This is a genomic window from bacterium (assembly GCA_017744355.1).
GTDB lineage: Bacteria > Cyanobacteriota > Sericytochromatia > S15B-MN24 > UBA4093 > JAGIBK01.
Genome location: JAGIBK010000005.1, coordinates 390,389 through 411,115, shown reverse-complemented (window position 1 = coordinate 411,115; position 20,727 = coordinate 390,389). Strand labels below are relative to the sequence as shown.

Sequence of the window (20,727 nt, the reverse complement as noted above, 5' to 3'; positions counted from 1 at the left end):
CGCTCATGTACATAACGCACCGACCGCTTGCCGCTCTTGCGCCATACTGAGACTGGGGAACACTCCCCGAACGGAGGGTAGCCACGTGATCAGTCGTGAGGTCCGAGGTCTCGAGCGCGCAATGGACGGCTTCGCCGCCCGGTTTGCCGCCCAGGCCAACAACATCGCCAACATCAACACGCCGCAGTACGCCCGCCAGGACGTGCGCTTCGAGGATGCGCTGATCTCGGCCATCGACTCGGAGCCTTCCCCCGGTGTTGCCGAGGCGCAGGATCCCTTCACCAACCTCTTCGGCTCGGCCGCGCGCCCCACCGACGACATGCTCGAAACCTTCAAGCCGTCGACCACCGCCACCAAGGGGCAGGGCATGCGCCGCGACGGCAACGGCGTGTCGCTGGAGCACGAGATGAGCCAGCTGGTCCAGTCGGTCGAGAAGTACAACACCCTCGCGACCCAGATCGCGACCCAGTACCGCACCTTCAAGTTCATCACCGACCAGAAGTAGAGTAGGAGGAGCGAATGAGCCTTCACAAGGTATTCGACACCGGCGCGAGCGCCATGACCGCCAACCGCTTCTGGCTGGAGGCCATCTCCAACAACATGGCCAACGCCAACGTGACGCGCACCGCCGAGGGCGGCCCCTACCAGCGCCAGATCCCGGTCTTCCAGCAGATCCTCGACGAGGAGACGGGCATGGGCAAGGGCGTGCAGGTCGCAGGCACCGTCCGCGACGCGACGCCCGGCGAACTGGTCTACAAGCCGGGCCACCCCGACGCGGATGCCAACGGTTTCGTGCGGATGCCCAACGTCAACATCGTCACCGAGATGGTCGACATGATCACCGTTCAGCGCGCCTTCGACGCCAACGTCACCGCCTTCAACGCGGGCAAGAACATGCACCAGAAGGCCCTCGAGATCGGCCGCTAAGGTTTTTAAGGAGGAAGGCCCATGCTGGTCAACCAGAACTTCATGCCCGGTCTCAACCGGTCAACGCCCGGCATCGGCGCCGGCTTCCCGGAGTTCCCGTCGCTCGATTTCTCGATCGACACCAACCCCGAGTTCGGCGACGCGACCATCGACGGCTTCGGCCAGAAGACGGACGCCACCAACGGCCGCAGCTTCGCGGACTTCTTGACCGAGGCCGTCGACGGCGTCTCGGCCCAGGACCAGAAGGCCGTGGACACGGGTCTCGACTTCGCCCTCGGCCGCAAGGACGTGGACGCCCACCAGGTGATGATCGAGCAGGCCAAGGCCGAAGCGCAGCTCCACCTGATGTCCGCCGTCACCAACAAGGTCGCGTCCAGCTACCAGACCTTGATGAACATGCAGATCTAACCCCCACCCTGAGGCGCCCAGAGCCATGCTCGACTTCCTGAACCGCTTCCCCCCACCGGTCCGCATCGGCATCATGGCCGGCGTGCCGGTCTTGCTGATCGTGATCACCCTGTTTATCGGCATGGCGATCGGCGGCGGCGGCAAGAAGCAGCCCACCGAGGAGCAACTCAACAAGAACGACGTGGTGCTCTACCGGCGCATGTCGCAGCTCTCCGCTGGCGAAGCGGCCGCCAAGCTGCAAGAAGAGCGCATCCCCTTCAAGCTGGTCGAGGACGGCACCGCCATCTCGGTCCCCAAGGACAAGTCCGACAAGGCCCGGGTGTCGCTCGCGGCCGCCGGCTTGCCCAAGGACGGCGATCCCGGCTTCAGCCTCTTCGACAAGAGCGACTTCATCTCCACCGACTTCGACAAGAAGATCAAGCTGCTGCGCGCCATGAACGGCGAGATCAAGCGCCTGGTCAAGCAGGTGGACGGCGTCGAGGACGCGGCCGCCATGGTCACCATGCCGGAGGACAGCCTCTTCCAGACCGAGAAGAAGCCCGTCACCGCGGCGGTCATGGTCAAGATGCAGCCCAAGCGATCGCTGACCCCCAGCCAGGTCGAGGGTCTCACCCACCTGATCGCAAGCTCCGTGCCGGGTCTCTTGACCGACAACGTCACCATCACCGACGACCTGGGCAACCTGTTGACCTCGGGGATGGAGGCCAACGCCGGCAACAAGGAGGACCGCATGGTGTCGCGGGTCCTCAACATGCAGATGAGCCTCCAGCGCCAGAAAGAGCAGGAGATCGAGCAGAAGCTGACGACCCTGCTCGACAAGGTCGTAGGCTCGGGCAAGGCCGTGGTCCGCGTGAGCCTGGAGCTGGACTTCAACAAGCGCCTGGTCCGCAACACCCTGAAGGCGGCCGTCACCAACGGCAACGGCGAGACCGTGCCCCTCACCAAGTCCGAGCAGACCGAGACCGTGCAGGGCGGGGGCGACGGCGGCGCACCGGGTACCGTGGCCAACGTGCCCACCTACCCCGCGATCCCCTCGACGCCGGGTGGTAGCAAGGAAGTCACCAAGAAGAACCTCAAGGAGCAGCCGGCCTTCAACGAGGAGACCCAGCTGGTCCAGCCTTCGAGCGGCAACATCAAGCGCATGTCGATCGCGGTGCTGATCCCCGACACCCTCAAGCAGGAGAGCGCCGACCGCCTCCGCATCATCATCGCGACCGCCGCCGGCGCGGACCCCGCCCGCCGTGACCAGGTCAACGTGGAGCGGGTCCGGTTCGACGCGAGCACCTACGACGACCTCAAGAAACAGCTGACCGAAGAAGAGACCGCCGAGAAGACGGCCAAGAAGGGCCAGTCGGTCTCGTGGGCCATCGTCTGGTGGATCGGCGGCGCGCTCTTGCTGATTTTCCTCTTGCTCGCGCTCCTGCGCCGCGCCACCCGCAAGGAGGCGAATCCCCTCGACACCCTCACCGCCTCGTTGGGCGGCGAGGCCGAGGCGCTGCCCATGTTCGACCAGCAGGCGCTGGGCGGCTTCGACCCGAACGCCTTCCCCGGGCTCGACATGGGCCAGGGCGGCTTCATGCAGCCGGGGATGGATCAGTTCGGCGGCCAGTTCGACCAGCAGGGCGGCTACGCCGACGCTGGGTACGATCAGCAGGGCTACGCCGACATGGGTGCCCAGGCTCAGGCCCCGCAGGGCGGCGGCGCGTTCGACTTCATGTACGAGGTCAGCCCAGATGCCGCGGCGGCGGCCTTCGATGGCGAGCGCCCGGCGACCATCGCGGGGGTGCTCGCGACCCTCGACCCGAGCTACGCCGAGCAGGTCCTCCAGTACCTGGATCCCAGCATCCAGGAGGATGTCTTCAACCGGGTGAACCAGGGGGCGACCCTGCCCTCCATGACCGCCCGCATGGCGAGCCAGAACCTCAAGCGCAAGCTCGGCGCGAACGTCGGGTAGCCTAGATGGTCGGCGCCATGGGGGGAGGCAAGGGGGTCCCGATCCGGGACTTCGTGATCGCGGGCCTGATGGTCGCGATCCTCGGCATCCTGTTCTTGCCGCTGCCGGTCTGGATGCTGGACGTCTTGATCGTCCTGAACATCGTCATGGCGATCATCATCGTCTTCGTGGCGCTGTACATCGTCAGGCCGCTGGACTTCGCGACCTTCCCGTCCATGCTGCTGCTGACGGCGCTCTACCGATTATCCCTCTCGGTCGCAACCACGCGCTCGATCCTCCTCCACGCCGAGGCCGGCAACGTGATCCACACCATGGCCGAGTTCGTCATGGGCGGCAACTACATCGTCGGCATCATCATCTTCATCATCCTGATCATCGTCAACTTCATCGTCATCACCGAGGGCTCCAAGCGTATCGCCGAGGTCGCGGCCCGCTTCACCCTGGACGCCATGCCAGGTAAGCAGATGTCCATCGACGCGGACCTGGCGGCCGGCCTGATCGACGGCAACCAGGCCAAGCAGCGGCGCGAGGACCTGGTCCGCGAAGCCAACTTCTTCGGGGCCATGGACGGCGCCAACAAGTTCGTGAAGGGCGACGTCATCGCCTCGATCATCCTGATCGTCGTCAACATCGTGGGCGGCATCCTGATCGGCATCCTGATGAAGAAGATGGACGTGATGACGGCGCTCGCCAAGTACGCCATCCTCACGGTCGGTGACGGCCTGGTGGGCCTCATCCCGGGTATCCTGATCTCGATCTCGGCGGGTCTGGTCAGCTCGCGCTCGGCCTCGGACCAGAACCTCGCGGCGGACATCAAGCAGCAGGTCTTCTCCAACCCCAAGAGCATGGGCGTGGCGGCGGCCGTCACCTTCCTGATCGCCTGGGTGCCGGGCTTCCCCAAGTTCCTCTTCATCCCCCTCGCGCTGGCGCTGGGGGCTTCGGCCTTCCTCTCCGTGCGCAAGTCCATAATGCCCGCGGGCGGCGTGTCCGACGACTTCGGCATGCCCATGGACGATATGATGGACGACTACGCGCCCGAGTCGGAGGAGGACCTCAAGAACCCCGAGAACGTCATGAAGATGCTCGGGGTGCCGCCCTTGACCCTGGAGCTTGGCCTGGACCTGGTGCCCCTGGTGGACCCTGGCCTCGGCGGCGAGCTGATGGACCGCGTGGTGCCCATGCGCGTCAACATCGCGCTGGATCTGGGCTTCGTCATGCCGGGCATCCAGTTCAAGGACAACCTGAACCTCAGACCCAACGCCTACCAGCTCCTGGTCAAGGGCAACGTGGTCGCCACCGGCGAGCTCTTGGTCGGCTACATGCTCGCTATCCAGCAGAGCACCACCGACACCAGCCAGGAGCTCGTGGGCTTCCCGACCACCGACCCCGCCTTCGGCAAGCCCGCGGTGTGGGTGGCCGGCGCCGAGGCCCAGCGCGCTGCTCAGCTCGGCTATCTGATCCAGGATCCCACCAACGTGCTGACCGCCCACATGGAGCACACGGTCCGCTCGTACGCGCACGAGATCCTGAGCCGCGAGGAGGTCCAGATGATGCTGAACCGCCTCAAGGAGAAGGCCCCGGTCACGGTCAAGGACCTGGTGCCCGAGATCCTCTCGCTGTCCGAGGTCCAGCGCGTCCTCCAGGGCCTGATCCGCGAAGGGGTGAGCATCCGCGACCTGGCGACCATCCTGGAGCGCCTCGCCGACTACGGCAAGATGACCAAGGACATCTTCCTGCTCAACGAGATGATCCGCCAGCAGCTCTCGCGCCAGATCTGCGCGAGCCTCGCGACCGAAGAGGGCGTGATCGAGGTCATCACGCTGGATCCGGGCGTGGAGAACACGATCCAGGGCTCGATCACCAACACCCCGCTGGGACCGCAGGCGGCGGTCAACCCGCAGATCATGCAGCTCATCCTGGCGCGCCTCGCGGCCGTCCAGCAGGAGGCGGTGGCGCGCGGCTCCAACCCGGTGCTGCTCACCAACCCGACCATCCGGCCGCACGTCAAAGGCCTCATCGAGCGCAACTTCCCGACCATGGCCGTCATCTCGTACGCCGAGATCAACGCCAAGTTCAAGGTCCAGTCGGTCGGTCAGGTCTCGATCGCGGTGGGCGTGAACTAAGAGCGCCATAAATCAAGCCCTGACCAAGTTTTAGCAAAGATTTAACAAAACTCCAGGCACGGATCTGAAGACAAAGGGTTGAGAGATCGGTTAAGATAGGACTATCGAAATTAACCTTGGCTTAACCGCACAGTCTTCCATCCCACCCGAAGAGAGAGCCACGATGTCGACCGCCATTCAGCACGCCCCTGTGACGCCCGCCTTCGCCAGCCCCCTGCCTGCGACCCTCGCGCTCCACGTGACGTTCGACGGGGAGCTGGACACGCGCAGCGAGCGCTTCTTCGAGGGTGTCGAGCGCCTCATCTTCGCCAAGGATCACAGCGGCCTCCACAAAGCCCGCATCCTGCGCCGTTACGCCCGGATGCTGCTGACGAGCCGCGAGCGCCGCCTGGCTGAGCTCGCCTGGCAGCTCGCCGAGACCTACGAGGCGACCACTCGCCAGTTCCGCTAATTCTCGCTTCGAAAGCGCCCCCGCCAAGGCGGGGGCGCTTTTCGCATGAAAGAGACAAGCTTGTGCGATCGATCGGCGATAAGGACAGAAGATGACAACCAAACGATAAACTGGAGTTAACAATGCAGCACTGGTCCGGATGGTTGAAGCGTCCCACTGCGATCGCCCTGAGCAGTCTCGTGCTCGCCGGCTGCGGCCTGGCTCCCGGTGCGCTCAAGCAAGGGGAAGACCCCGAGGCGACGGCGCAGCGCGACATCATTTCAGCGCTGGTCGGCGACTCTCCCAACTTCGCCCAGATGAGCAACGGCGACATGATGACCGCCGTCTCGCGCGACTACGGCCGCGGCGCCAAGGCCGGCGCCCTGATGGAGCTGTACTACCCCGACTACGCCAAGGACCACCTGTGGGACTCGTACGTGGGGGTCACGGTCCAGGGCCAGCTCAAGTGGGCCCACCAGATCAAGCTGGTGAATCAGCGCCTGGTGCCCGACACCGGCATGGCCGTCAGCACCTTCGAGGGGCCGGGCTATGAGCTGAAAATCTCGGACCTGGTCCGCCCGGGCAACCACGCACACGTCCGTCGCGTGAGCGTCACCAACACCTCGAACGCTCCGCTTCGCGACCTCTCGACCACCTGCTACGCCTTCTTCACCCTCAATCACCTGCCGGGCGGTGATACCCTGCGCTTCGACCGCGCCGGGGGCGCCTTGGTCCAGACCGCCAAGGGCGTCGCCGTGGCGCTCGCCTCCGACCGCCCTGCTACAGGCTGGCAGTGCGGCGAGGCCAACGTGCCCATCGGCTCCAAGCGTGACGCGCGCCTTGCGGCCGAGTCGGGCAAGTTGAACGGTAGCGATCGCGCCAGCACCCTGGTGACGGGCGTCAACGGCGCCGTGGCCCAGGCCCTCCCCGAGATCGCCCCCGGCCAGAGCGCCGAGGTGACCTACGCCATCGGGATCGCAGGCCAGGAGAGCCAGGCCCTCGCCGAGGCGAAGGGCGCGCTCAAGCTCGGCTGGGAGGGCGCGCAGCGCGAGGACGCCGAGCGCTGGCAGCGCTTCCTCTCTCAGGGGCGCATGCCCGCCATGCCCGAGAAGGTCCGCGCCGTCTACCGCCGCGCCCTCATCACCCTCAAGCAGCACCAGAACACCAAGGGTGCGCTCATCGCCGCTCCCACCAACATGGATCCCCCCTACCGCCTGGTGTGGCCCCGCGACGGCTCGATCAACGCCCTGACCCTGCTCGAGGCGGGCTACGACCGCGAGGCCAAGGCCTTCTTCGAGTTCCTCGAGCGCCTGCAGCAGAGCTCGGGCGGCTGGGCCATCAACTACTTCCCGGACGCGAGCCGCGCCCTGTGGGACTTCGGCACCAACGGCAACGAGCACGACCAGGTGGGCACCTTCCCCTGGGCGATCATGCAGGTCTACCGCAAGACCGGCGATGCGAGCTGGCTTTCCGCCCGCTGGCCGGCGGTCCGCAAGGCCTGCGACTTCCTCGTCATGGTCCAGGAGCAGGACGGTCTCCTGAGCCACTGCCGCGATCTGTGGGAGCTCTCCCACGACGGCACCTGGACCTTCTCGAACGCCGCGGGCTGGGCCGGACTCGTGGCGGGCGCCGAGCTCGCCGATCGGATGGGCGATCGCACCCTGGCCGCCAAGTACCGCCAGACGGCCGACAAGCTGCACGCGGCCATGGAGCGCGAGCTGGTCGTGAACGGCGCCTTCGCCCGCGGCAAGCGCAAGAAGGGCGTGGATGCGACCCTCGAGGCCGCGAACCTCGCGCTCGGCTCGGCGTGGTTCGGCGCCTTCGAGGACCGGGATCCCCGCATGAAGGCGACCGCCGCGCTGATCGAGCAGCGCCTGTCGAGCCCCATGGGCGGCATCCGGCGCTACGAGAACGACACCTACTACGACGGCCAGGCCTGGCCCGTCACCACCGGCTGGCTTGCGCTCTACAAGCTGACGGCAGGCGATCGCGCAGGGGCCCAGCGCCTCTTCGACATCATGACGGGCTACGCCTACCAGACCGACAGCCTCATGCTCGGCGAGCAATTCGACGAGGCCAAGCGCGTCTGGGTCAGCGCCTTCCCTCTCGCCTGGAGCGAGGCGACCTACGTCCGCTCCACGCTGGAGCTGTACCGATAGCACACGGAAGGGGCGGCGCCGATGGCGCCGCCCCTTCGAGCTTGGGGTCCTGATTGACTACGCGTAGGCCTCGAGCTTGTTGACCGCCGATTCGAAGCGCGCAAGCCCGTTGGTGCCGCCGTTGACCGCCCGGCGCACCCCCTCAACGTCGCCCCGCTCGGCCTTGGCCGCGATGTTGCGGTCCTTGAAGTAGCGCGCGAGGATCTGGGCCGCGATCTTGGGGTCCAACGCGAGGCTGGGATTGCCCACCAGGTCGACACCGAGCTGCTTGCCGTACTTCTCGTAGTTGTAGCGGCCGGTGATCTGGATGTAGCCACGCCCCTTGTAGCGTCGGCCGTCGCCGCGCTGGGTGTTGCCCAGATCCCTGCGGCCCTCGTAGGCGTCACCGCTCGCGTACTCGGTGATGGGCTTGAAGTTGCCGGTCTCGACCGCGATGGTGGCGAGCACCGAGATGACAGCGTCCTCGGAGGTGATGCCGTGCTCCTTGAGGGCGTCCACGACGTAGGGCAGGTTCGCCTTGATGTTCTCGAGCGGCACGTTCAGGGCCTTGGCGATCTCCTCGTCACTCAGCGGGATGCCAAGCGTGGCGAGAGAGCCGCTGCCGGAACGGGGCGGCGCGGCAGGGGCAGGGCCCGAAGGCGCAGGAGGCTGGGTGGTATTGGGGGCCTTGGCGCCCGGCACGATCAGCTGCTGGCCGGGGAAGATCCGGTCGGGGTTCGAGAGGGTGGCGCGGTTGGCCTCGTAGAGTTCGGGCCAGCGGGCGCCGTCACCTAAAAGCTGCTTGGCGATCTTCGAGAGGGAGTCGCCCTTCTGGACCGTGTAGGTCGCAGGGGCTGACGGCTGTGCAGGCGGCTGCGCAGGCGGCTTGGTCGGAGCGGGCGGGGGCGTCTTCGTCTCGTGCAAGAGGGTGTGCAGGCGCTGGATCATGTCCTGCATGCGGGTGTTGAGGTGGGTCGGCAGGGTGGTGGGCACCCAGGCGTCCTGGCCGAGGCCCTGAGGCGCGACGGGTTGAATCGCGGGGCCGTATGCAGCCTGCATGGAGGCCTCAAGGCGGCGTGCCAGGGTGGGATAGGCGGCAGCGACGTTGTTCTTCAGTTCCATCCGGCGATCCTCAATGCAGCCAACATGCTTGAGAGGTTATCGCCAGGGAAAACCGAAAACCGGTAATCAACAGGTCAAGGTTGGGGCAAGGGCGGATTAAAGTCCCCCTACCCCAGCTTGAAACGATCGAGGTCGCGCACCCGCGGGCAGTCCGGCAGGGCCGTCAGGATGGTGTGCCCGTAGTTCTTGGTGTAGAGACGGTTGTCGAGGATGGCGACCAGGCCACGGTCGGTGGCGGTCCGGATCAGGCGCCCGAAGCCCTGCTTGAGGCGGATGATCGCCTCGGGCAGGGTGTATTCGCGGAACCAGTCGCGGCCTTGCAGCTTGAGGCGCTCCACGTGGGCCTGCACCACCGGATCGTCGGGCACCGAGAAGGGCAGGCGATCGATGATGACGCACGAGAGGGCATCCCCCGGCACGTCCACCCCTTCCCAGAAGGAGCTGGTGGCGAAGAGGACGGCCCCTGGGGTGGTCTTGAACCATTCGATGAGCTGGCTGCGGGGCAGCTCGCCCTGCTTCTTGACCGGGAAGGGCAGGGTCTCGAAGAGGACGTTGAAGGCGGCGTTCATGGCCCGGTAGCTGGTGAACAGCACGAAGGCCCGTCCCTGGGTCGCGCGCAGGATATCCTTGATGGCCTCGCGGGCGTGAAGCGCGAACTCAGGGGCGTTGGGCTCGGGCAGGTAGCGCGGCACGTAGAGGGTGGCCTGGCGCTGGTAATCGAAGGGGCTGGGCAGCTCCAGGTCGAAGGCCTCCTCGATACCCACCTTCTGCTTGAAGAAGCTGAAGTCGCCCCCGACCCCGAGGGTCGCCGAGGCACAGACCGTCGGCCGCTGGCTCCACAGCAGCTCGTGCAGGTCCTTCGAGACGTCCAGAGGCGCGCTCTTTAGCTCGAAGTAGCCGCGGTTGCGGTCCAGCTCGACCCAGTTGACCCGCTCGGCAAGTGTGGCGTCCGCCTGCATGCCGAAGAACTCCCAGCGGGCCATGAGCCCTTCGAGCTGGTTGATCAGGCGCGGCCGGTGCAGGGGAGCCTTCTTCGCGATCTCGGGATCCAGCATGCCGCCGCCGAGCGACGAGTCCCGCTCAAGCCAGGAGCGCAGCAGGCGCAGGTCCTCGAGGATCCCGTCCAGGATCTCGATGAAGACCGCGTCGGGATAGAGACGGTACTGAAGGCGTTCGCTCTTGAAGACCCAGTCGAAGAGCCGGCTCTCGTGGCCGACCAGCGAGAAGGAGATCTCGTCGGGGATGGCCCCCAACCGGCGCCGGATCTTCTGCAGGAGCTTCGCGATCGCATAGCGTCCGATAGACGCCGAGAAGGCGCGGGTCGCCGACGCGGGAAGGTGGTGGGCCTCGTCGAAGACCACCGCCTCGTGGCTCGGCAGGATCCCGCCGGCGGCCGCGAGGTCCGCGAAGTAGAGGGAGTGGTTCGCGATGATGAGGTCCGCATGGGCCTGGCGTACCCGCGCCTGGCGCTGGGGCGAGACTTCGTAGAACTCGCACTTGGCCCCGAGGCAGTCGTCCGCGTCGGAGGCGACCTCCTCCCAGAGGCGCTGGCTCGGCACCCAGGGCAAGCTCGCCACGTCCCCGTCCCACTCGTGGTCCTGGAGGTAGGCCGACATCTGGTCGAACTCGGCGCGCAAGGCGTCGTTCATGGGCAGGCGGCGGTCCACCTCCCAGAACTTCTGCTTGCAGAGGTAGTTGCCCCGCCCCTTGGCGAGGGCGACCTTGAACTGGTTGCCGGTGGCCTTCTGGAGGAAGGGGATGTCCTTCTTGAGCAGCTGCTCTTGAAGGGCGATGGTGCCGGTGGAGACCACGTAGGGGCCCTGGCCCTCGAGCAGGGGGATCAGGTAGCCAAAGCTCTTGCCGCTGCCGGTGCCTGCCTCGATGACGGCGTGGCGCTTCTCGGTGAAGGCCTGGTGGATGGTCTCGGCCATCTGGAGCTGCCCCGGCCGCGGCTCGTACATGGGCAGCTGCTGGACGACCTCCTGGAAGCGTTCAATAAAGGGCTTGGTCGGCTGGGTCATCTTTCCTCGTCAGGCTCGGGATCGGCGGGTTTCTCGGCGGCCTCCTGCACCTTGGCGGGGACGGCCTTCAGGGTCACGACCAGCTCCTTGCGCTGGCCCTCTCGGCTGACGAGCAGCTTGATCTTGTCGCCGACCCGGTGGTTGGCGACCATGTGGGTCACGTGGCTCGGCTCGCTGACGGGCTTGCCGTCGACCGAGACGATCACGTCCCCTTCGAGGATGCCCGCCGTGGCAGCGGGGCTGCCCTCGGCCACGTCGCGCACCAGCACCCCGGGATCGGTCTTGCGGAAGAGCTGCGCGGCGCGCTCGGGGGTCAATTCGGCGATCGCAACGCCCAGCCAGGGGCGCTCCACCTTGCCCTTCTCGCGCAGCTCGGAAACCACGAACTTCACCGTCTCGACCGGGATGGCGAAGCCGATGCCCTGGGCCTTGGCCGCGATCGCCGTGTTGACGCCGATCACCCTGCCTTCGAGGTTGAGCAGGGGGCCGCCCGAATTGCCCGGGTTGATCGGCGCGTCGGTCTGGATGAAGCTGACCCGGTCGTTGATGGCCACGTCCCGGTTGAGGGCGCTGACGATCCCGGCGGTGACCGTCGTCGAGAGGCCCAGGGGACTGCCGATGGCCACCACCCACTCGCCCACCCGGACGCGCGGCGCGTCGGCGAGCTTGAGCACGCTCAGGCCCTTGGCCTCGATCTTGACCAGGGCGAGATCCGAGCCCGGGTCCTTGCCGATCACCTTGCCGTCGAAGGAGCGCCCGTCGCTGAGGGTCACCTTGATGGTCGAGGCCCCCTGGGTCACGTGGTGGTTGGTGAGGACGAGGCCCGAAGCGTCGATCACGAAGCCCGAGCCCACCCCCTTCTGCTCGAAGTACTGGGGCAGGCGGCTCAGATCGGTGCCGAAGAAGCGATGGAAGAAGGGATCCACCTGGGCCATGGGGTTCTTCTGGCGCCGGACGGTGTCGATGTTGACGACCGCAGGGGCCGCCTTCTCGGCGAGATCCGCGATGGTGTCGGGCCCGAAGGCCGCGGCCGCGCGGGCAGCCGGCGCGGCGTTCGCGCCGAGCGAGAGGGTTGCCAGCAGGACGGTGGCGGCGAAAAGTCGCTTCGGCATCGAGGTCTCCTTCTGGACGGCGAAAATCGGCAGACCGGTCGTATGGCCCTGGAAACGACTATTATACCGCCCACCCCCGAGGCCGCCAATCTCGCGCCGAGGCGATACCAGCGAGTGACCGATCGCGGGGAATCTGATATACTCCTTCATGCCAGAGCGCCCCGATGATCGCGGGGTCGGGTCCCATGCGGCGTCGCGCCGTGAACCCCGTCAGGCCCGGAAGGGAGCAGCGGTAAGCGGAAAGCACGGGTGTCATGGATCAGCCTGATCCTGCCGGCCATCGGGGAGGCCCTGGTAATTTTTTGTGAGGCCCCATGGCGACGCGCGATTACTACGAGGTCCTGGGCGTCCCCGCGAACGCCACAGACGACGCGATCAAAAAAGCCTACCGTAAGCTCGCCCGACAGTACCACCCCGACCGGGTGCAGGGCGCCGGCAAAGACGCCGCAGAGGCCCGCTTCAAAGAGATCAGCGCGGCCTACGACACGCTGGGCGACGCCGAGAAGCGCAAGACCTACGACCAGATGCGACAATTCGGCCCCGGCTTCCAGCCCGGCGGCTCTCAAGGCCCCTTCGGCCGCTCCTCGCGCCGCGGCTCCTCGCCCTTCGGGGGACACGGTGGTGGCTTCGGCGGCGGTTTTTCGGGCGGCGGCTTCGAGGACATCCTCGACGCCATGTTCGGCGGCGGAGGCACCACGCGCCAGACCCCGAGCGAACCCGTCGAGGTGCCGGTCCACGTCACCCTCGAAGAGGCCCTCGCCGGCACCAGCCGCGAGGTCATGAACCCGCGCACCGGCAAGCAGCTTCGCGTCAAGCTTCCCGCGGGCGTCGCCACCGGCTCCAAGGTACGCGCCGGCGACGTGATGGTCGAAGTGACGGTCAAGCCTCACTCCCTGTTCGAGCGCACGGGCGACGACCTGCGGCTCGATTTGCCCGTGACCTTCTGGGAAGCCATCGACGGCGCCGAGATCGAGGTCCCTACCCTCGACGGGGCCATCAAGATGAAGATCCCGCCCCGCACCCAGAGCGGCCGCACCTTCCGCATCAAGGGCAAGGGCATGCCGCACCTCAAGGGCGAAGGGCGGGGCGATCTCTTCGTGAAGGTCCAACTCCACCTACCCCCTGAGATCGACGAGCAGGCGCTCGCCCTCTGGCGACGCCTCGGCACCATGGCCCCCTACAACCCGCGCGCCCACATGCGGCGAGGAGGATAAGGCATTGAACATTCCCCCCTTCCTGAAGCAGACCGTGCTGTTCGGTGACCTGGAGCCCGCCGAGCTCGAGGCCATCGCCGCGATCACGCGCAAGCGCAACGTCCCCAAGGGCTCTATCGTCTTCTACGTGGAGGACCCCGGTAACGCTTGCTACATCGTCGTTGACGGCAAGGTCAAGATCGTCGTCAACTCGGGCGACGGCCGCGAGCACATCCTGGGCATCGTCGGCCCTGCCGAGCTGTTCGGCGAGATGTCGCTCCTGGACGGCCAACCACGCTCGGCCACGGCGATCGCCGTCGAGGAGACCTCGGTCCTCACCATCCAGCGCGAGGAGTTCAGCAAGATCCTGCGCGACCTGCCGAACATCCCGCTCAAGCTCCTGACGGTGCTCTCGCGCCGCCTGCGCTCGACCGACGCCCACGTGGAGAGCCTCGCCTTCCTGTCGGCGCCGGGCCGCGTCGCCCGGCTCTTGATCGAGCTGGCCCGCGAGGACGGCACCGTCTCGCCCGAGGGCAAGCCGACCTTCTCCACCCGCATGACGCGCCAGGAGATGGCGAACCTGACCGGCACCAGCCGCGAGACCTTCACCCGCGTCCTGATGGACTACCAGGACCGGGGCCTGGTCTCCATCGACCGCAACCAGTTCACGCTCATGAACGAGGGCAAGCTCAAAGAGCTGGTGGTGTGATCACCCTCGTTACCGCCACGCCTTAAGCTGAGACTCGCCTGCCCCATTTTCCGAAGGAGACTCGCCTTGCGCCTACCGAGACTGATGCTCGCCGCCGCTACCGCCCTGGTCCTGACCGGCTGCCCCGGCTTCATGGGCCTTGCGGGCAACACCGCCCTCAACCCCAAGCTCCTGGCCGTCACCTCCAAGGAGCAGGGCATGACCACCGCCTCGATCACCCTGACCTGGGACGGCGTGACCAACGCCGCCACCTACCAGGTCTCGCGCAAGGTGGACGGCAGCGCCCCGCGCCTCATCGTCTCGACCGACAAGACCACCCACACCGACCGGGTCGAGCCGGGCCACGAGCTCACCTACGTCGTCACCGCCTTCTCGGCGAGCGGCGAAGAGAAGGCGAGCGTCGAAACGCCCCCGGTCAAGGTCTCGGCCTCACAGGTCGGCCAGCCGGGCACCCTGCGCCTGGACGGCGCCGCCTCCGAGAGCGGCACCTTCACCACCAAGACCGGCAAGCCCGCCCTCAGCTGGGGCGAGGGCGCCGGGGCGACCGCCTACTACGTGACCGTCAACGAGAACCAGAACGGCAAGAACGGCAAGCTGGTCTACGCCGCGCTCACCAAGACGACCGCCGCCACCGTCGGCTCTTTGCCCGACGAGAACCTCAAGTTCCCCGGCTATCCCCAGCTCAAGGGCGAAGGCCTCGTGAAGGGCAAGATCTACTTCTACACCGTGACCGCCATCCGCGCCGACAACGCGGACCTCGAGAAGGCGACCGTCTTCGACATCGCCTCCATCGACGCGCCGGCGACCATCAGCTTTCCCTAACCTGTAAACAAAGAGGGCGGGCGCGGTTTTCGAACCGCGCCCGCCCTCTTTGTTTGGTTACTGCTTGGGCTTGAAGATCGTCACTCGGACCTTGGACACCCCGGAACCGAGCATGCCGATGGCCTTGGCCGCGCCACGGCTGAGGTCGATCATCCGGCCCGGGATGTAGGGCCCGCGGTCCGAGACCCGCACCAGGGTGCTCTGCTGGGTCGTGAGGTTGGTGACGAGCAAGAGCGTGCCGAAGGGCAGGGTCTTGTGGGCCGCCGTGAAGTCGTTCTGGTCGAAGCGCGAACCGTCCGCGGCACGTCGGCCGTGGAAGAAGCCGCCGTACCAGGAGGCGACGCCGACCTGCTGGCGCCCGTAGCCGCCGCGCGAGGCGGTCTGGGCGATCTGCTGCTGGAGCGAGCGGCCGCCGAGGGCGTCGCGCAACTGCGAAACGTAGCGCAGCGCGAGGGTCGTGGGCGGGGTGCCCTGCCGGTTCGCGAAAGCCTGATCGAAGGTCAAGAGGTCCTCGCCGCCGACGCTGACGACGTAGAGCTTCTCCTTCTTGCGGCGACCGGGCATGATCCGCTCCGCTCGCAGCGCCCCCTGCTTGTTGAGGGCGATCAGCTTGTCGCTGACGCGCTTGGCCATGGTGCCGTCGTCGCCGTCGAAGACGAAGACCTGGCGATCGCCGATCCAGACGCGCGAGGTGCCGTGGCGCCCCTTGGTGGTCTCGTAGGTGGCGAAGGCCGCAGGACGCGCCGGCGCGCTCGGCGCGCTCATGGTGGCCTCGACCTCGGCGATGACGCTCGTCGTGGCAAGCATCTCCGGCGAAACGACGAGGGGCTGCACCCGGGGCTCCTCGACGACCTGAGGCGCCGGCTGGACCTCGACCGGAGGCTGAGGCTGCTGACGGGCGATCACGACGGGATGGGGCTCGACCGGCGCGCTCGGGGTCTGAGCGAGCGGGGCCTGGATCAGGCCCTCGCGGAGCTGGCGCGTGTAACGCGCGGCGAGCGTCTCGGGCTTCTCGCCTTGACGACGGGCGAAGCGCTCGGCGAAGACGAAGACGTCCTGGTTGCCGACGAGCAGGGCGTAGCGGTCGCCCCGGCGCTCGTAGCGCACCTGGTTCGGGTTCAGGCCGCCACGTGCGTGTAGCGCGTTGAGGCGGTCACTGACACTCCGCGCGGCGATATCCTTTTGTTCGTCGAAGGTGAGGATGGCGCGCCCACCCACCCAGACGCGGGAGGTGCCGGGACGGCCCTTGGTGTTTTCGTGGGTGGCGTAGGACTGTGGCGTCGCGGTGGTCGACGCGAACGCTTTCGATTGCTCCGAAAGGGGCTCGGCGAGGCCCGGAGCCGAGAGGAGGACCAGGTGTAGGCCGATCGCAAGCGAGAGACTGCACCGAATGGTAAATTCCTTCATAAGTGTGAAGGTTATCACATCTCTTGCTTGAAAGTCAAAGACGGGCGAATTATGTCAACTACTCGCCCGCCTTTGTAATCAAGTTGATGAATAAGCGCAGGGAATTTTTCGCGCTTACGAAAGGCCCGCTTTAAGCAGGCCGAACGGCCGTGAGACCGACCCATTCGCCTTCGGGCTCGCGCTCGATCACCTGGTAGCCGGCAGCCTTCAGAGCCTCGGCGACCATATCGGCCTTGCGCTCGATGATGCCCGAGGCGATGAGGGTGCCGCCCGGCGCCGTGACGGCGTAGAGGGCATCAGCGAGCTCCACGATGACCTCGGCGAGGATGTTGGCGAAGACCAGCTCGGCCTGGCCGGGCAGGTCGCCCGCGCTGCCCACCCGGTTGACGAGGCGATCGGCGACCCCGTTGATGACGCCGTTCTCCTCGCTTGCGGCCACCGCCACCGGGTCGGTGTCGACCGCGATCGCGTCGGGGGCGCCGAGCAAGAGGGCAGCGATCGCCAGGATCCCCGAGCCCGCCCCCACGTCGTAGACGTGGCCGAGCGGCCCCTTGGCGGCGAGGCGCTCCAGGGCGCGCATGCACAGGCGGGTGGTGGGATGGGTGCCGGTCCCGAAGGCCATCTTGGGGTCCAGGGTGATGACCACGTCGTCGGCCGCGGGGGTGTACTCCTCCCACGAGGGGCGGACCACCAGGCGCTCGCCGATGCGCTGCACGTGCCAGTACTGCTGCCAGCTGGTCGCCCAGTCTTCCTCGGGCACCACGCGGGTCGCGAGCGTCACGTCGCCTTCGAGCTGGACCGAGGCGATCGCCTGCCGGGCCGCGGCCTCGAGCGCCGCCAGATCGGGAGCGGCGTCCAATTGGGGCAGGTAGGCCTTGAGGACCGCGTGCTCGCTGATGGGGTCCTCGGGGCGGCGCTCGCCAACCACCACGCCAGGCAGGCCGTGCTCGGTGAGGGCCCAGGCCACGGCCTCGGCAGCGGGGGCGGGGACGGTGAAGGCGACTTCGAGATAGTTCATGGTGTCCTTTGAAGCTTAGGCGTCGGTGAGGACCTTCGCGATCATGACCGTGCGATCGCGCTTGAGGTCGAAGATCCGGGCGAACTCGAGGGTCTCGCCCTTGGCGTCTTGAATGATCTTGACGATCGGGCGGCTGGCCATGCCCATGTCCACGTCCACGACGATGGCCGTCTCGCCCGTCGAGAGCTTGAGGAAGGTCCCGGGCGGGTAGGGGGCCACGTTGGCGACGAAGGTCGTCACCAGGTCGAGGCTGAACTGGCTGCCTGCGCCCGCCATGAGGTACTCGATGGCCTCATGCGGCATGAAGCGCTTGCGGTAGACCCGATCGGAAGTCAAAGCGTCGAAGACGTCGGCGATGGCGGCAATCTGAGCGTTGATGTGGATGTCGTCGCCCTGGAGCCCCTTGGGGTAGCCGGTGCCGTCGAACTTCTCGTGGTGCTGGAGGGCCACGATCTTGGCCTGGGCCGACAGGCTCATGATGCCGCGCATGGTGTCGAAGCCGACGCGGCAGTGCTCCTTCATCTGGTCGAACTCGGCCTCGGTCAGCTTGCCGGGCTTCTCCAGGACCTCGCGGGGGATCCCCGTCTTGCCGAGGTCGTGCAGGATGAGGCCCAGCGCCAGGTCCTTGAGGCGCGACTCGTCCAGGCCGATGCGGTGGCCCAGGATGGTGCCGAGCACGCAGACGTTCACGCTGTGGGCGAAGGTGTAGTTGTCGTGGCTCTTGAGGTCTGCCATCTGGATCGACACGTCCCGGCTCGCGAGGATCGCATCGACGATCTGCTTGGAGACCTGGGCCACGGCGTTGAGCTGGACCCCGATCTTGGAAGCGCCGCTACCCTCGAGCTGACCGAAGGTGTCGCGGATGACGCCGATGGCCTCCTGGCGCAGCTCGTCCGAGATGGTGTCGCGCGGCCGCGCCTCGGGGGCGCGGGGGTCCACCACGTAGACGAAGCCGAACTTCATCGACTTGAGGGCGGTCAGGTACCGCTCGGTGAGAGCCGTCCCCTCCCGCAGGAGCGGGCGACCGTCGGGGGCGAAGATGCTCTTGGCGAGCACCATGCCGGGCTGGGCTTTGTCGATGTCGATGGCGCGCAAAAGGGAATACCTCCAGCTGGTCCTATACCCGTGCTCGCCTGGGCGCAAACGCATCCGCGGCGCGCACCTCGGCGAAGAACGCCCTCAGCCGTTCGGGGTCCTTGCGACCGACGGCCGCCTCCACCCCACTCGACACATCGACCCCGTGAGGCGCAAGGCGCTGGATGACCTCGCCCACGTTGCCGGGGTGCAGGCCGCCGGCCACCACCAACGCGGTCTCGGTCGAGAGTCCCTCGACCAGGCTCCAGTCGAACGCCTGCCCCGTCCCGCCCCCCGAGTCCAGCACGAGGGCATCCACCAGGGGCGCGAAAGCATGGGCCTCGGCGATCGCCTCCGAGCCTTCCACCTTGAGGGCCTTGTAGAGAGAGACCCCTGGCCGCAGACGGCCGCGCAGGGCCGCGAGGTACGAGGTCCCCTCGGAGCCGTGAAGCTGCAAGGCGTCCAAAGCGCAGGTCTCGGCGAGCGCCGCCGCCTCGTCGAGCGCAAGGTCCGCGATGACGGCGACCCGCGTGGTCATGGGCCCCGCCGCGCGGCAGAGCGAGGCAAGGCGATCGGCATCCACGAAGCGCTTGGAAGCAGGCACGTGCACGAAGCCGACCGCATGGGCGCCTTCGGCGACCGCGAGGTGAACGTCCGCTTCGTTCGTCAGGCCGCAGATCTTGACCCGGGTCACGCCAAGAGCTCCCGCGCTGCGAGGGTCAGATCGGGCTGGCGCAAAAGGCTCTCGCCCACCAGCATGGCCTCGATCCCCCAGGCTTCGAGCAAGCTGCGGTCCTCGGGGCTGGCGATACCGCTTTCGCTGACCAGCATGGGCACGCGCTCGGCCGTGCGCGCCAGGGTCGCCAGCTCGCGTGTGACGGCAAGATCGACCGTGAAGGTCTTGAGGTCGCGGTTGTTGATGCCCACCAGCGGGGCTTCGAGCGCCAGCGCCCGGCGCATCTCGTCGGGGGTGTGGACCTCCAGCAGGAACTCCAGGCCCACCTCACGGCAAACCGCCATCATCTCGCGCAGGCGATCGTCCGTGAGCGCCGCCGCGATGAGCAGGAGCGCATCCGCCCCGGCGGCGTAGGCCTCATGGACCTGACGGGGATCGATGAGGAAGTCCTTGCGCAGCACCGGCAGGCCGACGGCCTCGCGCGCGGCGGCCATGTCCGAGAGACTGCCGCCGAAGTAGGGCGCGTCGGTCAGAACGGAGAGCGCCGCCGCGCCGCCCGCCTCGTAGGCGCGGGCCATGGCGGCAGGCTCGAAGGCCTCGCGGATCATCGGGCGGCTGGGCGACTTGCGCTTGATCTCGGCGATCAGGGCGACCGGACCGTGGGCGCGCAAGTGGGCCATGAAGCTGCGGGGGGCGGTCCGGCGGACAGGGGGTGTCCCCGCGACGAGCGAGGCGACCTCCTGGGCCTTGGAGGCCAGGATCTCGTCAAGGATGGTCAAGCGGACCTCCTTCTATGGAAAGGCGCGGGCGGGAAAAGCCCTCCTACGATAGCACAGCCGCTTGACGCAGGGTGAAGGTGAAGGAGGCCCCCTGGTTCGTGCCCTTGCTCGCCGCCGCGATCTCGCCGCCGAGGCTCTCGATGAGCTTGCGAACGAGCGGAAGGCCGAGCCCCAGGCCCCCGTAGCGCCGGGTCGATCCGCTGTCGAGCTGGCCGAAGACGGTGAAGAGGGATTGAAGCTTCTCGGCGGGGATCCCCACCCCGGAGTCGACGAGCGTCACCCGCACCACCTCGCCCTCGGGCTGGGCATGCCAGCGGATGAGGCCCCGCTGATGGTTGAACTTGATGGCGTTGTCGTGAAGGGCCTGGAGGGCAAGCTCCAGGCAAAGACCGTCCGCCCAGACCAGGGGTAGATCGTCGTCCACGTCGAGCCCGACCTCGATCTCCTTGACCAGGACCTCATCGGCGTACTGACCGAGCACGCGCTCGATCGCCTCACCCACGTGCAGCGGCTGTAGGTGGATGATCAGGTGACCGGCGTTGAGCTTGGTGAGCATGATGCTCGTCTCCACCAGCTTGCCCAGCGAGACGCTGGCACGGTGGATCTGGCGCAGGAAGTCGCGATGCTGATCGGCGTCGACGTTGCCCACGTCGAGCTCGTCGAGCAGGATCTCCGAAAGCCCTTGGATGATGGTGAGCGGGGTGCGCAGCTCATGCCCGATGTTGGCGAGCACGTCCCCCAAGCCCGACCCGGCACCCGTCAAGGACGTCGTCGGGGCATCCATGTTCGTGGTCATTCCGACACCTCGCCTCAC

19 protein-coding genes and 1 other RNA gene are annotated in these 20,727 nt (G+C 67.1%); 11 read left to right on the top strand and 9 right to left on the bottom strand.

The features are described from left to right. The first annotated feature begins 85 nt into the window (after positions 1 to 85). The 7 genes from flgB (at position 86) to J7643_14775 (ending at position 8,001) form a co-directional block, all read left to right on the top strand. The gene (gene flgB / locus J7643_14805; protein ID MBO9541855.1) at positions 86 to 505 is read left to right on the top strand and encodes a flagellar basal body rod protein FlgB; all 420 of its coding nucleotides are present in this window, start codon (positions 86 to 88) and stop codon (positions 503 to 505) included. Between the two features lie 14 nt (positions 506 to 519). Further along, positions 520 to 927 carry a flagellar basal body rod protein FlgC gene (gene flgC, locus J7643_14800; protein MBO9541854.1) on the top strand — a complete coding sequence of 136 codons (408 nt, stop codon included), beginning with the start codon at positions 520 to 522 and terminating at the stop codon, positions 925 to 927. Between the two features lie 21 nt (positions 928 to 948). Next, entirely contained in the window at positions 949 to 1,335 is a 387-nt protein-coding gene (gene fliE / locus J7643_14795) for a flagellar hook-basal body complex protein FliE (GenBank protein ID MBO9541853.1), read from the top strand. A gap of 25 nt (positions 1,336 to 1,360) precedes the next feature. Continuing rightward, the gene (fliF, locus tag J7643_14790) at positions 1,361 to 3,289 is read left to right on the top strand and encodes a flagellar M-ring protein FliF (GenBank protein ID MBO9541852.1); all 1,929 of its coding nucleotides are present in this window, start codon (positions 1,361 to 1,363) and stop codon (positions 3,287 to 3,289) included. A 5-nt stretch (positions 3,290 to 3,294) separates the two neighbouring features. Next, positions 3,295 to 5,412 (top strand): FHIPEP family type III secretion protein, encoded by a 2,118-nt coding sequence (locus tag J7643_14785; protein MBO9541851.1) that lies wholly within the window; start codon positions 3,295 to 3,297, stop codon positions 5,410 to 5,412. Between the two features lie 163 nt (positions 5,413 to 5,575). After that, on the top strand, positions 5,576 to 5,863 hold the full coding sequence (locus J7643_14780) for a hypothetical protein (GenBank protein ID MBO9541850.1): 288 nt from the start codon (positions 5,576 to 5,578) through the stop codon (positions 5,861 to 5,863). Positions 5,864 to 5,985: 122 nt separating this feature from the next. Beyond that, positions 5,986 to 8,001 (top strand): hypothetical protein, encoded by a 2,016-nt coding sequence (locus J7643_14775; GenBank protein ID MBO9541849.1) that lies wholly within the window; start codon positions 5,986 to 5,988, stop codon positions 7,999 to 8,001. A 57-nt stretch (positions 8,002 to 8,058) separates the two neighbouring features. Here J7643_14775 and J7643_14770 read toward each other — a convergent pair whose 3' ends face one another. The 3 genes from J7643_14770 to J7643_14760 form a co-directional block, all read right to left on the bottom strand. After that, positions 8,059 to 9,102, bottom strand: coding sequence for a LysM peptidoglycan-binding domain-containing protein (locus J7643_14770; GenBank protein ID MBO9541848.1), 1,044 nt, complete (start codon positions 9,100 to 9,102; stop codon positions 8,059 to 8,061). Positions 9,103 to 9,209: 107 nt separating this feature from the next. Beyond that, positions 9,210 to 11,123 carry a DEAD/DEAH box helicase gene (locus J7643_14765; protein ID MBO9541847.1) on the bottom strand — a complete coding sequence of 638 codons (1,914 nt, stop codon included), beginning with the start codon at positions 11,121 to 11,123 and terminating at the stop codon, positions 9,210 to 9,212. Further along, on the bottom strand, positions 11,120 to 12,235 hold the full coding sequence (locus J7643_14760) for a trypsin-like peptidase domain-containing protein (GenBank protein MBO9541846.1): 1,116 nt from the start codon (positions 12,233 to 12,235) through the stop codon (positions 11,120 to 11,122). Before J7643_14760 ends, J7643_14765 begins: the two co-directional genes overlap by 4 nt. Before the next feature lie 174 nt (positions 12,236 to 12,409). Here J7643_14760 and ffs point away from each other — a divergent pair. The 4 genes from ffs (at position 12,410) to J7643_14740 (ending at position 14,959) form a co-directional block, all read left to right on the top strand. Further along, an RNA gene (gene ffs, locus J7643_14755) (signal recognition particle sRNA small type) lies at positions 12,410 to 12,508 on the top strand. A gap of 41 nt (positions 12,509 to 12,549) precedes the next feature. Then, complete coding sequence (locus J7643_14750) at positions 12,550 to 13,449, top strand: J domain-containing protein (protein ID MBO9541845.1); 900 nt, start codon at positions 12,550 to 12,552, stop codon at positions 13,447 to 13,449. Between the two features lie 4 nt (positions 13,450 to 13,453). Then, positions 13,454 to 14,137: a Crp/Fnr family transcriptional regulator gene (locus tag J7643_14745; GenBank protein ID MBO9541844.1), complete on the top strand. Its 684-nt coding sequence runs from the start codon at positions 13,454 to 13,456 to the stop codon at positions 14,135 to 14,137. A 66-nt stretch (positions 14,138 to 14,203) separates the two neighbouring features. Continuing rightward, positions 14,204 to 14,959: a hypothetical protein gene (locus tag J7643_14740; GenBank protein MBO9541843.1), complete on the top strand. Its 756-nt coding sequence runs from the start codon at positions 14,204 to 14,206 to the stop codon at positions 14,957 to 14,959. A 57-nt stretch (positions 14,960 to 15,016) separates the two neighbouring features. Here J7643_14740 and J7643_14735 read toward each other — a convergent pair whose 3' ends face one another. The 6 genes from J7643_14735 to J7643_14710 form a co-directional block, all read right to left on the bottom strand. Continuing rightward, complete coding sequence (locus J7643_14735) at positions 15,017 to 15,766, bottom strand: septal ring lytic transglycosylase RlpA family protein (protein MBO9541842.1); 750 nt, start codon at positions 15,764 to 15,766, stop codon at positions 15,017 to 15,019. Positions 15,767 to 16,496: 730 nt separating this feature from the next. Then, positions 16,497 to 17,384, bottom strand: a complete 888-nt coding sequence (gene prmA / locus J7643_14730; GenBank protein MBO9541841.1) for a 50S ribosomal protein L11 methyltransferase — start codon at positions 17,382 to 17,384, stop codon at positions 16,497 to 16,499. Between the two features lie 15 nt (positions 17,385 to 17,399). Continuing rightward, positions 17,400 to 18,479: an HD-GYP domain-containing protein gene (locus J7643_14725; GenBank protein ID MBO9541840.1), complete on the bottom strand. Its 1,080-nt coding sequence runs from the start codon at positions 18,477 to 18,479 to the stop codon at positions 17,400 to 17,402. Between the two features lie 22 nt (positions 18,480 to 18,501). Further along, the gene (locus tag J7643_14720) at positions 18,502 to 19,152 is read right to left on the bottom strand and encodes a phosphoribosylanthranilate isomerase (GenBank protein MBO9541839.1); all 651 of its coding nucleotides are present in this window, start codon (positions 19,150 to 19,152) and stop codon (positions 18,502 to 18,504) included. Next, entirely contained in the window at positions 19,149 to 19,913 is a 765-nt protein-coding gene (gene trpC / locus J7643_14715) for an indole-3-glycerol phosphate synthase TrpC (GenBank protein ID MBO9541838.1), read from the bottom strand. The genes J7643_14720 and trpC overlap by 4 nt, the downstream gene beginning before the upstream one ends. 43 nt (positions 19,914 to 19,956) lie before the next feature. Then, complete coding sequence (locus tag J7643_14710; GenBank protein MBO9541837.1) at positions 19,957 to 20,709, bottom strand: HAMP domain-containing histidine kinase; 753 nt, start codon at positions 20,707 to 20,709, stop codon at positions 19,957 to 19,959. Positions 20,710 to 20,727 lie beyond the last annotated feature (18 nt).

Coding starts and splice junctions, on each gene's coding strand:
- J7643_14735 (MBO9541842.1), bottom strand. CDS start 15,766: ATGCTTGCCACGACGAGCGTCATCGCCGAGGTCGAGGCCACCATGAGC.
- flgC (MBO9541854.1), top strand. CDS start 520: ATGAGCCTTCACAAGGTATTCGACACCGGCGCGAGCGCCATGACCGCC.
- prmA (MBO9541841.1), bottom strand. CDS start 17,384: ATGAACTATCTCGAAGTCGCCTTCACCGTCCCCGCCCCCGCTGCCGAG.
- J7643_14785 (MBO9541851.1), top strand. CDS start 3,295: ATGGTCGGCGCCATGGGGGGAGGCAAGGGGGTCCCGATCCGGGACTTC.
- J7643_14710 (MBO9541837.1), bottom strand. CDS start 20,709: ATGACCACGAACATGGATGCCCCGACGACGTCCTTGACGGGTGCCGGG.
- J7643_14775 (MBO9541849.1), top strand. CDS start 5,986: ATGCAGCACTGGTCCGGATGGTTGAAGCGTCCCACTGCGATCGCCCTG.
- J7643_14760 (MBO9541846.1), bottom strand. CDS start 12,235: ATGCCGAAGCGACTTTTCGCCGCCACCGTCCTGCTGGCAACCCTCTCG.
- J7643_14750 (MBO9541845.1), top strand. CDS start 12,550: ATGGCGACGCGCGATTACTACGAGGTCCTGGGCGTCCCCGCGAACGCC.
- J7643_14765 (MBO9541847.1), bottom strand. CDS start 11,123: ATGACCCAGCCGACCAAGCCCTTTATTGAACGCTTCCAGGAGGTCGTC.
- J7643_14780 (MBO9541850.1), top strand. CDS start 5,576: ATGTCGACCGCCATTCAGCACGCCCCTGTGACGCCCGCCTTCGCCAGC.
- J7643_14770 (MBO9541848.1), bottom strand. CDS start 9,102: ATGGAACTGAAGAACAACGTCGCTGCCGCCTATCCCACCCTGGCACGC.
- fliE (MBO9541853.1), top strand. CDS start 949: ATGCTGGTCAACCAGAACTTCATGCCCGGTCTCAACCGGTCAACGCCC.
- fliF (MBO9541852.1), top strand. CDS start 1,361: ATGCTCGACTTCCTGAACCGCTTCCCCCCACCGGTCCGCATCGGCATC.